Origin of the sequence: Leucobacter triazinivorans (genome assembly GCF_004208635.1) — a bacterium.
GTDB classification, from domain to species: domain Bacteria; phylum Actinomycetota; class Actinomycetes; order Actinomycetales; family Microbacteriaceae; genus Leucobacter; species Leucobacter triazinivorans.
Genome location: NZ_CP035806.1, coordinates 2,146,458 through 2,159,733 on the forward strand (window position 1 = coordinate 2,146,458; position 13,276 = coordinate 2,159,733).

Annotated in this window: 11 protein-coding genes; 3 read left to right on the plus strand and 8 right to left on the minus strand. The window is 71.5% G+C overall.

Going from position 1 to position 13,276, the window contains the following annotated elements; translation table 11 throughout:
• The first annotated feature begins 58 nt into the window (after positions 1 to 58).
• Positions 59 to 1,117, plus strand: coding sequence for an NAD(P)-dependent oxidoreductase (locus EVS81_RS09790; RefSeq protein ID WP_130110230.1), 1,059 nt, complete (start codon positions 59 to 61; stop codon positions 1,115 to 1,117).
• A gap of 61 nt (positions 1,118 to 1,178) precedes the next feature.
• Entirely contained in the window at positions 1,179 to 2,609 is a 1,431-nt protein-coding gene (locus EVS81_RS09795; protein ID WP_130110231.1) for a xylulokinase, read from the plus strand.
• Positions 2,610 to 2,630: 21 nt separating this feature from the next.
• Here EVS81_RS09795 and EVS81_RS09800 read toward each other — a convergent pair whose 3' ends face one another.
• From EVS81_RS09800 to EVS81_RS09835, 8 genes are all read right to left on the minus strand, one after another.
• Entirely contained in the window at positions 2,631 to 4,097 is a 1,467-nt protein-coding gene (locus EVS81_RS09800) for a rhamnulokinase (protein ID WP_130110232.1), read from the minus strand.
• Complete coding sequence (gene rhaI, locus EVS81_RS09805; protein ID WP_130110233.1) at positions 4,097 to 5,266, minus strand: L-rhamnose isomerase; 1,170 nt, start codon at positions 5,264 to 5,266, stop codon at positions 4,097 to 4,099. The genes EVS81_RS09800 and rhaI overlap by 1 nt, the downstream gene beginning before the upstream one ends.
• A 51-nt stretch (positions 5,267 to 5,317) precedes the next feature.
• Positions 5,318 to 5,662: an L-rhamnose mutarotase gene (locus EVS81_RS09810; protein ID WP_130110234.1), complete on the minus strand. Its 345-nt coding sequence runs from the start codon at positions 5,660 to 5,662 to the stop codon at positions 5,318 to 5,320.
• A 2-nt stretch (positions 5,663 to 5,664) separates the two neighbouring features.
• Positions 5,665 to 6,939: an L-fucose/L-arabinose isomerase family protein gene (locus EVS81_RS09815; protein WP_240739799.1), complete on the minus strand. Its 1,275-nt coding sequence runs from the start codon at positions 6,937 to 6,939 to the stop codon at positions 5,665 to 5,667.
• Positions 6,940 to 7,225: 286 nt separating this feature from the next.
• On the minus strand, positions 7,226 to 8,281 hold the full coding sequence (rhaS, locus tag EVS81_RS09820; protein WP_130110236.1) for a rhamnose ABC transporter substrate-binding protein: 1,056 nt from the start codon (positions 8,279 to 8,281) through the stop codon (positions 7,226 to 7,228).
• A gap of 31 nt (positions 8,282 to 8,312) precedes the next feature.
• Positions 8,313 to 9,404, minus strand: coding sequence for an ABC transporter permease (locus tag EVS81_RS09825; RefSeq protein ID WP_130110237.1), 1,092 nt, complete (start codon positions 9,402 to 9,404; stop codon positions 8,313 to 8,315).
• On the minus strand, positions 9,401 to 10,432 hold the full coding sequence (locus tag EVS81_RS09830) for an ABC transporter permease (protein WP_130110238.1): 1,032 nt from the start codon (positions 10,430 to 10,432) through the stop codon (positions 9,401 to 9,403). Before EVS81_RS09830 ends, EVS81_RS09825 begins: the two co-directional genes overlap by 4 nt.
• Positions 10,429 to 11,961, minus strand: a complete 1,533-nt coding sequence (locus EVS81_RS09835; RefSeq protein WP_130110239.1) for a sugar ABC transporter ATP-binding protein — start codon at positions 11,959 to 11,961, stop codon at positions 10,429 to 10,431. Before EVS81_RS09835 ends, EVS81_RS09830 begins: the two co-directional genes overlap by 4 nt.
• Before the next feature lie 224 nt (positions 11,962 to 12,185).
• Between EVS81_RS09835 and EVS81_RS09840 the strand changes: the two genes are divergently transcribed.
• The gene (locus EVS81_RS09840) at positions 12,186 to 13,193 is read left to right on the plus strand and encodes a LacI family DNA-binding transcriptional regulator (RefSeq protein ID WP_130110240.1); all 1,008 of its coding nucleotides are present in this window, start codon (positions 12,186 to 12,188) and stop codon (positions 13,191 to 13,193) included.
• Positions 13,194 to 13,276 lie beyond the last annotated feature (83 nt).

A 13,276-nucleotide genomic window follows, 5' to 3' on the forward strand; every position in this document is an offset into this window, starting at 1 on the left:
GGGCGGCGCAGCCGCGCCGATCCGCGCCCCGAACCAGCAAGATACGAGGCAGACACCGATGACACGCATCCTCGCCGCGGGAGACCTCTTCATCCGCTCCGCGCACCTGCGCCGATCGCTCGAGCGCGCGCTCGCCGATCACCCGGTCGAGATCCGCGAGATCGAGTTCCCCTGGCCCGACGCCCCCTTCGGCCGCGTCGCCGAGGTGGACGAGGCGTCGGGCACCGAGGAGCAGCTCATCGAGGCGCTGCGGGGCGCCACGGCCATCGCCACGCAGCTGGCGCCGCTCACCGACCGGGTGCTCGCGGAGAGCCCGGACCTCCGGCTGATCGCAGTCTCACGCGGCGGCCCCACCAACGTCAACCTCGACGCCGCCCGCGCACGCGGCGTGCTGGTCGCGAACGTGCCGGGGCGCAACGGCGTCTCCACCGCCGAGATGACCATCGGGCTCTCGCTGGCGCTGCTGCGCCGCATCCCGCTGTCGCACAACACCCTCCTGGCGCACGAGTGGCGCGGCGGGTTCTACCGCTTCGACGAGGTCGGGGGCGAGATCGCCGGCGCGACGATCGGGCTGCTGGGCGCCGGCGCCGTCGGCGCCCACGTGGCCCGTGTCTTCGCCGCGATGGGCGCCGATGTCGTCGTCTTCGATCCGTATCTGCCCGAGGGGGTGCTCGACGGGATCGTGCGGCGGGCCGACACCATCGACGAGGTGTTCCGCGCATCCGATCTGGTGTCGGTGCACGCGCGCCTCACCCCGGAGACGACGCACCTCGTGAACGCCGAGCGGCTGGCCCTGATGCGGCCGGGATCCCGCCTCGTGAACGCCGCCCGAGGCGGGCTGGTCGACTACGACGCGGTGGCCGACGCGGTCGAGCGGGGCCAACTCGCGGGCGCCGCCTTCGACGTCTACCCGGAGGAGCCGGTCGACTTCGGGCACCGCATCTTCGCGCTCGCCGCCGCGGGGCACGACATCGTGCTCACCCCGCACATCGCGGGAGCGAGCCGTGAGACGACGGATCGCGCGGCCGACGGGGTCGCCGAGGAGATCAGACGGTATCTCTCGGGTGAGCCGCTGCTGCACCCTCTCGGCGGACTCCCGCAGGGCGCGACGCGCTGAGGCGCGCCGGTTCAGATCCATCCCGGGGGCTTCCGCCCCGAATCACAGGCAGAGTAGAGACATGACCGCACTCCTCCTCGGTATCGACGTCGGCACCAGCTCGGTGAAGGTGGTCGCCACCGATCGCCGCGGAACGCTGGTGGCCGACGCCTCCCAGCGCTACCCGACCGCCACCGAGGGGGCGGCTGCGGAGCAGGACGCCGAGGCGTGGTGGGAGGCCGTGTGCGCCGTCACCCGACGCGTGGTGAACGGGCGCGAGGTGACCGCGGTCGCGGTGACCTCGCAGGCGCCGACGCTGGTGCCCGTCGACGAGGCGGGCGATCCGACGTCTCCCGCGCTCACCTGGCTCGACCGTCGCGCCGATGCCGAGGCCCGGCGCATCGCCGAGATCGTGTCCCGCTCCCGCAACGGAGCAGACCCGTTCTTCGGCACCGCGAAGCTGCCGTGGCTCGCCGCGCACCGGCCGGCCGAGCTCGCGCGTGCCCAGCACGTGCTCTCCGCCAACGGATTCATCGTGCGCCGCCTCAGCGGGGCGAGCGTGCTCGACGACACGACGGCCGCCCTCATGCAGGGATTCGACGACGAGGCGGGCGCGTTCGACGCCGCCCTCGTCGAGGCGGAGCCCGCCCTGCGCTATCTGCCGCGGATCGTGCCCGCTGCTGAGGTCGTGGGCGCGGTGAGCGCCCGGGCCGCCGAGGCCACGGGGATCACCGCGGGCGCGCGGGTCGTCGCGGGCGGCATCGACTCCATCGGCTCGGCGCTCGAGGCGGGGGTGCTCGAGCCGGGCGACCCGCTCGTCGACATGACGGGGTTCTCGAGCGTCACGATTCTGCCCGTGCCGCGCGGCACCCGGGTCCCCGGCTTCCTGCACTCCCGGCACTGCGTTCCCGGGGTCGACCTGCTGTTCACCGCCCAGGTCACCGCGGGCGCGACGATCGACTGGGTGAACGGCCTCGACGCGGCGCGCGACCTGCGCGACGACGAGACGCTGCTGGCGCGCGAGCGGCCCGGTCGGCTCACCATGGTGCCGAGTCTCGCCGGCGAGCGCACCCCGAGCTGGAATCGGCATGCGCGGGGCGTGATCGACGGCGTCGACCTCGCGACCGACGGGCACGACCTCATGCTCGCCGCGATGGAGGGCAACGCCCTGGCGCTCGCGCGAGACGTCGCGACCATCGCCGCTGCCGGCTACCCGGTCGACCGGGTCGTCTCGACGGGCGGCGGTTCGTCGTCGCGCGCGTGGCTCCAGATCAAGGCCGATGTGCTCGGGGTGCCGGTGGACCGTCCGGCGAGCGGGCACGGGGCGGCCCAGGGCGCCGCAGTGCTGGCGGGTCTCGCGGTCGGGGCCATTGCTTCGCTCGACGCCGTGCGCGGCCTCGGCCGCGAGATCCAGGCGAGCTACGCGCCGGACGCGGCCCGTTCGGCGGCGTACGCCGAGCGCCTCGACCGATTCGAGGCGCTCTGCGCGCTCAACGAGGCGCGCCGGGCCTGAGCCGCGCCGGACGGACGCCGCCTACGCGGCCGAGCCGTCCCCGCGCGGCGCGTACGCGACGATCCGCGCGGAGCGCGCCACGACCGCGCGCAGCGCGTCGAGGCCGGGAGCGACGAGCCCGAGGGTCTGCGCCTGTACGAGCAGATTGCCCATCGCCGTCGCCTCGACGGGGCCGGCGAGCACGGGGAGGCCCGAGCGGTCGGCGAGCGCCTGGCAGAGCAGCGTGTTCTGGGAACCGCCGCCGACGATGTGGATGACGGAGACCGTGCGGCCGGAGAGTCGGGCCCCCTCGCGCACCGCGTCGGCGAAGGCCGCGGCGAGGCTCTCCACGATCGAGCGCACGATCTCGGCGGCCGTCTCGGGCACGCGCTCGCCGCGCTCGGCCAGCCAGGAGCGGATGCGGCCGGGCACGTCGCCCGGGGGGAGGAACACCGGGTCGTTGACGTCGAAGATCGGAGCCCCCTCGCCCGTCCGCGCCGCCTCGTCGAGCAGCTCGCTCAGGCGGCTGGAGCGCTGGGCGTCCGTGGCCCCGGGTTCCCAGTGGCGCAGCGACTCGGAGAGCAGCCACAGCCCCATCACGTTGTGCAGGAACCGGGTGGTGCCGCCGATCCCGCCCTCGTTCGTGAAGTTGGCGCGGTACGCCTCCTCGCTCAGCACCGGCGCAGCGAGCTCGAGACCGACGAGGCCCCAGGTGCCGCAGGAGACGTAGGCGAAGTCGGGGCGCTCCGCCGGGACCGCCGCGACGGCGGAGGCCGTGTCGTGCGAGGCCACCGAGACCACGTCGAGCGGGCGGCCCACCACCGCGGCCGCCTCCGGGGTCAGCTGCCCCAGCGGGGTGCCCGCGTCGATGAGCGGGGGCAGCATGCGATGCGGGATCCCGAGCGACGACGCGAGCTCCAGATCCCACTCGCGGGTGCGCGGATCCAGCAGCCCGGTCGTCGACGCGTTGCTGCGCTCGGCCGCTTCGACGCCGGTGAGCCAGTAGTCGAGGAGGTCGGGGATGAGCAGCGCGCGGTCGGCGAGGCCCAGCAGCTCCCCCTCCGCCGCGAACTGGAAGACTGTGTTGAACGGCAGGTGCTGCAGCCCGTTGCGCGCGTACAGCTGCGCGGCCGGCACCCGGGCGTGCACCGCGGCGACGCCGGCCTCGCACCGCCCGTCGCGGTAGTGGTAGGGCAGGCCCAGCAGCCGGCCGTCGCGCAGCAGGCCGTAGTCGACCGCCCAGGAGTCGATGCCCACGGACGCGATCTCGCCGGGCGACTCGCGCTCGGCGAGCGCGAGGCCTGAGAGCGCCTGCCGGTAGAGCTCGAGCAGGTTCCAGTGCAGGCCGTCGCGCGTGCGCACCGGATCGTTCGCGAAGCGCGCCACGTGCTGCGCGTGCAGCGTCCCCTCGTGGACGCGACCGAGGATCACCCGGCCGCTCGTGGCGCCCAGATCGACCGCGGCGACGGCGGTGCCGGCGGGGGCGCCGGCGGGGGCGGAGCGGGTCACTAGGCGCCCCAGCTGGCCTGGGTGCCTCCGACGCGATCCGCCTCGATGCGCTGCTGGTAGCCCGAGCGGGCGTACGCGCGCATGGGGTCAGCAGGCAGGCCGCGCGACTCCCGCCACGCGGCGAGGGCGGGGCGCACATCGGTGTAGAAGGCGTCCATGAAGATCTCGTTCGCCGCGAGCACGTCGTTGTCCGAGCGCGCGGCCGCCAGGGCCTCGCCGTCGAGCAGCAGGGCCCGCGCGGTCATCTCCTGCACGTTCAGCACCGAACGGATCTGGCCGGGGATCTTGGCTTCGACGTTGTGGCACTGGTCGAGCATGAAGGTGACGTCGGGGTGGTTGAGGCCGCCGCCGCGGATCACCTCGACGAGGATGCGGAACAGCTGGAACGGGTCGGCGGCGCCGACGATGAGGTCGTCGTCGGCGTAGAAGCGCGAGTTGAAGTCGAAGGAGCCGAGCTTGCCGAGGCGCAGCAGCTGCATCACGATGAACTCGATGTTGGTGCCCGGGGCGTGGTGCCCGGTGTCGAGGCAGACCATCGCGCGGTCGCCGAGCGCGGCCACCTGGGCGTACGAGGTGCCCCAGTCGGGCACGTCGGTGTGGTAGAACGCCGGCTCGAAGAACTTGTACTCGAGCACCAGGCGCTGCTCGTCCGAGAGTCGCGCGTAGATCGTCTGGAGCGAATCCTGCAGGCGATCCTGCCGGGCGCGCAGGTCGGACTGGCCGGGGTAGTTCGATCCCTCGGCGAGCCAGATCTTCAGGTCGCGCGAGCCGGTGCGATCCATGACGTCGATGCATTCGAGGTGGTGGTCGATCGCCTTGCGGCGGATCCGGTCGTCCTCGTGGGTGAGCGCGCCGAACTTGTAGTCGTCGTCCTGGAACGTGTTGGAGTTGATCGTGCCGATGGCGACGCCCTGCTCCGACGCGAAGTCGCGCAGCGCGGCGTAGTCGTCGACGCGGTCCCACGGGATGTGCAGCGCCACGACGGGGGCGAGGCCCGTGTGCCGGTGCACCTGGGCCGCGTCGGCGATCTTCTCGAACGGGTCGCGCGGCGTGCCCGCGGTGGTGAACACCTTGAATCGGGTCCCCGAGTTGCCGTAGGCCCAGGAGGGGACCTCGACGGCCTGCTGCTCGAGGGCGGAGAGGATCTCCGGGGTGAGGGTCGTGGTCATGATGCGAGTCCTGTTTCTCTCATGCTGTGGGGTGAGTCCTGGTGAGGGCGCCTAGCCGCTGATCGCGGCCAGCTGGTCCTCGAGATGGAAGACCTCGGTCAGTCGGACGAAACCGGTGTCGGGACGACCGTCGAGGTCGAGGAAGAACGGGGCCATCTCCGCCTGCCACCGGGCGTTGACCTCGGTGGCCTCCATGGCCGCCTGCAGGGTCTCGAGGGGCGCCTCGGCCTCGACGTAGCCGATCAGCAGCCCGTCCTCGCCGAGGAAGAGCGAGTAGTTGCGCCAGCCCGCGTCGCGCAGCGCCCGCAGCATGTCCGGCCACACGGCGGCGTGCCGCTCGCGGTACTCGGCGATGCGGTCGGGCCGCACCCGCAGCTGGAAGCAGTACCGGCCCACGATCACACCTCCCGGTAGTCGATGCCGAGCAGCGAGGCCGCGGCGCGATAGGTGCCGGCGCGGTGCCCGACCGACAGGCTCCAGTGGTGCCCCACGCCGGTCGCCGACCAGTCGTCGACCCACTCGCCGGGATCGCGGCCGAAGTCGATGCGCGTCGTCGTGTTGCCGATCTCGAGCAGCGGGCCGGGCACCGAGGTGCCCTCCGAGGCGATGAACGACAGCCCGCCGTCGGCGTCCTGGCCGAGACCGAGCAGGGTCACCGGGCCGTGCTGCACGTCGAACTCGACCGAGACGCCCCAGCCGCGCTTGCCGTGGTAGACGCCCAGGCCGCGCAGCAGCGGGTCGCGCGCCGAGACGGACAGGTGCGCGGGGCCGTCGTGCCCCATCTCGACGACGTCGTCCTCGAAGTTCAGGGCCTGGATCTCGCAGAACGATCCGCCCGCTCCGATCACCTGAGATGCGAGCTGGGCGACGGTGGTGCGCAGCTCGAACTCGCCGGTCGCGGGGATGCCCCGCGCGGTCAGCAGGGAAGCGCCGAGGATCATGCCGGCGCCCAGCCGCTCGTGCTGCTCGCCGTCGAGTCCGCGATGGTAGTAGGCGAGCGAGTCGAGCTCGAAGTCGTCCACCAGGCGATCGAGCCCCACCGAGACGCGGGCGCCCCACGCGAAGTCCTCGTCCTGCACGGATGCGTCGAGGGTGAAGACCTCGCGCGCGAGCGCCATCCGCTCGGCGACCTCATCGTCGGTGACCTTCTCCACGCGCGCCCGCAGATCGTCGAACTCGAGCACCTCGACGTGGGAGCCGAAGGTCGACGGCAGCAGCGTGAGGTCGGTCGAGACGTCGAGCATGCCGGGGTAGAGGTGCCCCATGAGCCCGTGGCGGGCGTGGCGCAGCGCGGCGCGCACGTGCGCCGCCGAGATCCACTGCTCGATCCGGGCCCAGGCGCTCTCCTGCCGCAGCCACCCCGACACCGAGCGGAACGGGATCCCGGCGCGGCGGAAGACGTTGCCGACCTCGGGCACGGGGCACTGGCCGCAGTACGCCAACCACTCCCCGGTGCCGAAGGAGGCGTGATCCATCTTCTCGGTGGGCTGCAGGTCGATCACGAGCACCGGGGAGTTCGCCCGCTGGGCGATCGGCAGCACCATCGACGCCGTGAGGTACGTCGTCAGGAAGAGCACGATGAGGTCGCAGTCGGCCCGGCGCAGCTGCTCGGCCGCCGCCGCGCCCTCCTGCGCATCCGAGATGAATCCGACGTCGGTGACCTCGGCGTCCATCTCCGAGAATCGCTGGGAGACGTAGCGCGACGACTCCTGCAGCTGCGGCAGCAGCGTGGGGAACTGCGGCCAGTAGGCGCCGAGGCCGCCGGCGACCAGGCCGATGCGCGGCTTGCGGCGTGCGGGTGGGAAGGAGATCGGCGATCTGCCGTGAAGCGGGGCTCAGTCGGTTCCTTGCTCAAGATCGGGTCGAGGGGAGCGATTCGGGGGGGGGGGGGGGGGAGGGGCCGGGGGTCCCGGACCCGCCCCGGGGCGTGCGGGGCCGGAGCGGCCCCGCACGCGACGACTAGAAGTCGTAGTCGTCGATGTTGTCGGCGTTGAACACGGTGGGCGGGCCGACGATCACGATGCCGTCCGCTCCCACCTCGCGCTCGCCGAGATCGCCGGCTTCGAAGGTGTCCCCCTCGGCGCCGGTGATCGTGCCGTCCGCGAGGGCCTGGCCCGCGAAGGCCGAGACGTATCCGAGCTGAGCCGGATCCCAGAGCGCGAACTCGGTCACGGTGCCGTCCTTCACGAACGGGCGCATCTCGTTGGGCAGCCCGAGCCCGGTGAGGGCGACCTGCCCCTTGTACTCCGACGTGGAGAGGTAGCGCGCCGTCGCGGCGATCCCGACGGTGGTGGGCGAGATGATGCCCTTGAGGTCGGGGTAGGCCTGCATCAGGCCCTGGGCCTCCTGGAACGACTTCGTGTCGTCATCGTCGCCGTAGACCTTCGTGACGAGCTCGATGTCGGCGTAGTCGGGGTTCGAGGCGAGCTCCTCCTCCATGAAGGCGATCCACTCGTTCTGGTTCGTCGCGTTGGCCGTGGCCGAGAGGATGGCGATCTCGCCCTCCCCGCCGATCTGCTCGGAGATCAGCTCGAGCTGGATGAGCGCGACGTCCTTCGCGACGACCTGGCTCACGAACACGTCGCGGCAGTCGGGGTTGGTGTCGGAGTCGAAGGCCACGATCTTCGCGCCGCCGCTGCGGGCCTCCTCGAGCGCCGGGCACACGGCGTCGGGGTCGTTCGCCGCGATGACGATGACGTTGGTGCCGGCCTGCGTCTCGGCGTTGATGAACGAGACCTGGCTCGAGGCGCTCGCATCGAGGGGGCCGACGACCTGGCTCGAGGCGAAGCCCGCGGCGCTCGCGCCCTCCTCGCCGCCGCCGAGCACCACGTCGGTGTAGGGATTGTTGAGCTGCTTCGGGATGAACGTGATGGTGAGATCCTCGCCGCCCTCGGCGGCGTCGCCGCCACCGGTGCCGCCGGAGGCGCAGCCGGCCAGTGCGAGGGCCGCGATCGAGACGATCGAGCCCGCGAGCGCGAGTCGACGTCGACCCCGCTGCTTCAGTGAGAGATTCATCGTGCTTCCTTTCGGTGTGGCGTCAGTGGGTTCAGGCGCCGGTGGGCCCCGGGCCGTCGGACCGGGGGAGTTCTCTTCGGATTCTGCGTTCGTGGCCGAGCCGTCGCAGGGCCGCTCCGATGCTCGGCGTCACGACCGAGACGATGAGCAGAGCGCCCGTCACGATCACGAGCACGACCTCGGACACGCGGCCGAGCCGCAGGGCGTAGTTGATCGTGCCGATCAGCAGCACGCTGGCGAACACGCCCGGGATCGATCCGCGACCGCCGAAGATCGAGACCCCGCCGAGCAGCACGGCGGCGACCACGGTGAGTTCGAGCCCGGTGGCGTTGTCGGACCGGGCGCTCGAGTAGCGCAGCGTCCAGTAGATGCCCGCGAGCGCCGAGACCCCGCCGCTCGCGACGTAGAGCCAGAACTTCGACTTGACGACGTCGATGCCGACGAATCGGGCCGCCTCCTTCGAGTAGCCCATCGCGTACAGGCCGCGTCCGAACGGGGTGAAGTGGAGGAGCACCCCGAAGACCGCGACCACCGCGAGCACCCCGATCATCACGGTCGGGATCCCGGTGGCGCCCAGCTTCGACGTGACGAACGCGTTGTACTCGGGCGGGAAGTTGGCGACCGCGTTGTCGCCGATCACCACGAGCGCGAGGCCGCGGAACAGCGCGAGCGTGCCGATCGTCACGGCGAGCGACGGAAGCCCGACGAAGGCGATGAGGACGCCGTTGAACGCGCCCGCCGCCACGCCGATGAGGATCGAGAGCAGGATCGCCGTGTTCATGTCGAAGCCGGCGGCCCACATCACGCCGAGCGAGGCGCTCGTGAGGCCGGCGATCGATGCGACGGAGAGGTCGATCTCGCCCGTGATGATGATGAGGGTCATGGGCATGGCGATCAGCAGCACCGGGATCACGTCGAGCAGCAGGAAGCCGACGGTCAGGGGCGAGGCGAAGCGCGGGATGAAGAGCGCGAAGAGCACGATCGTCACCAGCAGGAGCCCGATCATGACCGCGTCCCGGCCGAGCAGGATCCGCGCGAGGCCCGTGCGGCCCTTCGGCTCGCCGCGCAGCGTCTTCGACGTGCTGGCGGCGGTGAGCGTCGCCGAGGTCTCGGTGTTCGTCATTTCTTCTCCTCGCTCGCCGCGCCGGTCTTGAGCCGTCTGGCGGTGCGTATCGAGGCGACCCGATCGATCAGGATCGCCGTCAGGATGAGCACGCCGACGATCGCCTGCTGCCAGAACTTGTCGACCCGCAGTGCGGTCAGCGCGCCGGTGATGGTGGTCAGCAGCAGCGCGCCGAGTCCCGCGCCCACGACCGAGCCGCTGCCGCCGAAGATCGCGACGCCGCCGACGACCGCTGCCGCGACCACGTTGAGCTCCATCCCCGTGCCGGTCGTGGCCCCCACGGAGTTGAACCGTGCGGCGTACAGCACTCCGGCCAGGCCCGCGAGCATGCCGTTGGCGAGGAAGGCGAAGAAGACCCGCCGCCCGATCGCGATGCCGAAGAGGCGCGCCGCGGCCGGATCCGACCCGATCGCGTAGAGGTCGCGACCTGCGCGGGTGCCCGCCAGGGCGACGGCGAGCACCACGACGACCACGATCGCGATGAGGGTGATGATCGGGAAGCCGAACAGGGTGTCGACCGCGAGGCCGCCGAACGCGTCCGGCCTGTCGTCGGCGAAGTACTGGGTGCCGCCCGCCCACCAGTTGTTGACGCCCCGGAAGATGTAGAGCGTGCCCAGCGTGATGACGAGGGCGGGGACCCCGGCCAAGGTGACGAGCAGGCCGTTGACGGCGCCGAGCACGGCGCCGAAGACGATCCCGATCGCGAACACGGCCCAGATGGGGATGCCCTCGACGTTCGCGAAGAGCGACCCGGTGCCGAACGCGACGAGGCCGAGGATCGACCCCACCGAGAGGTCGATGTTGCGCGTGATGATGACGAGCGTCTGGCCCGCGGCCAGGATGATCATGATCGTGGCGTTGAGGAGCAGATCCTTCGTGCCCTGCGGGGAGAGGAACAGCGGGTTGGCCGCGTAGGTGAGGCCGACGAGCGCGATCAGCGCGATCGAGACGGGCAGCTCGCGGGCGCGCAGCAGACCCGAGAGCCGGGAGCGCCGCGGGGGCGCGATCTGCGAGGTCGTGGTGCTCATGCGGAAACCTCCGTCGTCGCTTCGTGCGCGTGCGTCGCGGCGTGCATGACGCTCTCCGGCGTCGCCTCCGAGCGGTCGAGGGTGGCGGTCACGCGCCCCTCGCACATCACCACCACGCGATCGGCCATGCCGAGCACCTCGGGCAGCTCGCTCGAGATCATCAGGATCCCGATCCCCTGCCCCGCGAGATCCGAGAGCAGGCGATGCACCTCGGACTTGGTGCCCACGTCGATGCCGCGCGTGGGCTCGTCGACGATCAGCAGGCGCGGCTCGGTCGACAGCCACTTGGCGAGGACCACCTTCTGCTGGTTGCCGCCGGAGAGCGTCGAGACCGCGTAGTCCATCGAGCCGGTCTTCACGTGCAGGCGCTGCGACCACTCCGCGGCGACCCGGCGCTCGTGCGCGCCGCTGATGAGGCCGAAGCGGGCGAGGGTCTTGCGGAGTGCGAGTGTGGCGTTGCGCGCCACCGAGAGCTCCATCACGAGCCCCTGCTTGCGCCGGTCCTCGGGCACGAAGCCGATGCCGGCGTCGATCGCGCGCTGCACGTTGTTCTTCTGCAGGGGCCGGCCGTCCATCTCGACCGATCCCGAGTCGTATCCGTCGACGCCGAAGACGGCCCGGGCCACCTCCGAGCGCCCCGCGCCCACCAGGCCGGCCAGCCCCACGATCTCGCCCGCGCGCACCTCGAGGTCGATGTCGCGGAACACGCCGGCGCTCGTGAGCCCGCGCACCTGCAGCACGGGGTCGCCGATCACGGCCTCGGTCTTCGGGAAGAGCTGGTCCACGTCGCGGCCGACCATCTGCTTGACGATGCCCTCCACCGTCGCATCGGCGGTGCGCACGGTGGAGATGTAGCGGCCGTCGCGCATGACCGTGATGCGGTCGCTGAGGTCGAAGACTTCCTCGAAGCGGTGCGAGATGAACATGATCGCCGCCCCGCGCTCGCGCAGCGCCCGCGCCACGGTGAAGAGCCGTTCGACCTCGACGCCGCTCAGGGCGGCGGTCGGCTCATCCATGATGAGGACGCGGGCGTCCATCGAGATGGCCTTCGCGATCTCGATGATCTGCTGATCGGCGATGGAGAGCCCCTCGGCGGCGCGATCCGGGTCGATCGGCACCCCGAGCCGCGCGAACAGCTCCGCCGCCTGCTCGCGCATCATCGAGCGGCTGATGAGGCCGGTGGGGCCCTTGGGCTGGCGGCCGATGAAGATGTTCTCCGCGACCGTGAGATCGGGGAACAGCGTGGGCTCCTGGTAGATGACGGAGATTCCGGCGGCCTTGCTGTCGGCGACCGAGCGGAAGGCCTGCGGGGCGCCCTCGATCCTGAAGTCGCCGGCGTCGGGGTGGTGCAGGCCGGCCAGGATCTTCACGAGCGTGGACTTGCCGGCCCCGTTCTCGCCCACCAGGGCGTGGATCTCTCCGGAGCGGAGTTCGATAGTGCCGTCGGCGAGCGCCACGACAGGACCGAACGTCTTCACTGCTCCGTGGAGGGCGAGCAGCGGGCTGCCCTCGGCGGGTGGTCTCTTCATTGAACTCACGGCTTCCTGTCGCAGGCTGTGTCGAACGTGTTCCCGCAACGTTAATGAATCGTTTCAATACGCATTGAATCACATGCGTTTCAAGCCCGTCAAGGCGGGGTCGCCGAAAAGGCCGCGGTTGTTATTGAAGCGTTTCAAAAAGCTCGTCCCCGTGGGTAGACTGACCGCAACTGCATGATCACGACTCCGTCTTCGCGGGGCGGGAGGGAGGCGCGATGGCGAGCAGCATCCGGGATGTCGCCCGCGCCGCGGGCGTGTCGGTCGGCACCGTGTCGAACGTGCTGAACCGGCCCGAGATCGTCGCACCGGGCACGGTATCGCGGGTGCACGAGGCGATCGAGCGCCTCGGCTTCGTGCGCAACGACGCCGCCAGGCAGTTGCGCGCCGGCCGCAGTCGCAGCCTGGGGCTCGTGGTGCTCGACACCCGCAACCCCTTCTTCATGGACCTGGCCCACGGTGCCCAGAGCCGCGCGCTCGACGACGGATACACCGTGCTCATGGGCGGCAGCGACGACTCCCGTGCGCGCGAGCAGAGCCTGCTCGACATGTTCGAGGAGCACCGCGTCGCCGGCGTGCTCATCTCGCCGGTGCGCACGCAGCTCACGCAGCTGCGCAGGCTGCGCGACGTCGGGATCCCCGTGGTCCTCGTCGACCGCGGCACGAGCGACCGCAGCTTCTCCTCCGTCGCCGTCGACGACGTCGAGGGCGGGCGCATCGCCGTGCAGCACCTCGTCGATGTGGGGCGCCGCCGCATCGCGTTCGTCGGCGGCCCGCAGGGCCTGGAGCAGATCGACGATCGTCTCGCCGGGGCGCGGTCCGTCGTCGAGCCGCACGAGGGCGTCTCGCTCGAGGTGTTCCCGACCGAGGCGCTGAGCGTGCTCGAGGGGCGGCGGATCGGCGCTCAGCTGGTCGAGATGGCGCCCGAGCGGCGCCCCGACGCGGTCTTCGCCGCGAACGACCTGCTCGCCATGGGCGTGCTGCAGGCGCTCGTGATGACGGGCTCGCTGCGCGTGCCGGAGGACGTGGCGCTCATCGGCTACGACGACATCGACTTCGCGAGCGCCGCGGTGGTGCCCATCAGCTCGGTGCGCCAGCCCGCTGCCGAGATCGGGGCCACCGCCGTCGATCTGCTGCTCAAGGAGGCCGAGGCCGGCACGGCGGCCGACCGCGAGCAGGTCGTATTCCAGCCCCGGCTGGTCGTGCGCGCCTCGACTGCGGGCTGACGCGGGGCGGGCACTTCTCCGCGTCGAACCCGCGCCCGTTGCTCCAGACGGAGCGAGTCTGCGGCGCTGCATGCGTCGGTCTC

Excerpts from the sequence above, each read along its gene's own strand:
- rhaI (WP_130110233.1), bottom strand. The coding sequence starts at position 5,266 with ATGACCACGACCCTCACCCCGGAGATCCTCTCCGCCCTCGAGCAGCAG.
- EVS81_RS09830 (WP_130110238.1), bottom strand. The coding sequence starts at position 10,432 with ATGAGCACCACGACCTCGCAGATCGCGCCCCCGCGGCGCTCCCGGCTC.
- EVS81_RS09840 (WP_130110240.1), top strand. The coding sequence starts at position 12,186 with ATGGCGAGCAGCATCCGGGATGTCGCCCGCGCCGCGGGCGTGTCGGTC.
- EVS81_RS09825 (WP_130110237.1), bottom strand. The coding sequence starts at position 9,404 with ATGACGAACACCGAGACCTCGGCGACGCTCACCGCCGCCAGCACGTCG.
- EVS81_RS09835 (WP_130110239.1), bottom strand. The coding sequence starts at position 11,961 with ATGAAGAGACCACCCGCCGAGGGCAGCCCGCTGCTCGCCCTCCACGGA.
- EVS81_RS09815 (WP_240739799.1), bottom strand. The coding sequence starts at position 6,939 with ATGGACGCCGAGGTCACCGACGTCGGATTCATCTCGGATGCGCAGGAG.
- EVS81_RS09790 (WP_130110230.1), top strand. The coding sequence starts at position 59 with ATGACACGCATCCTCGCCGCGGGAGACCTCTTCATCCGCTCCGCGCAC.
- EVS81_RS09795 (WP_130110231.1), top strand. The coding sequence starts at position 1,179 with ATGACCGCACTCCTCCTCGGTATCGACGTCGGCACCAGCTCGGTGAAG.
- rhaS (WP_130110236.1), bottom strand. The coding sequence starts at position 8,281 with ATGAATCTCTCACTGAAGCAGCGGGGTCGACGTCGACTCGCGCTCGCG.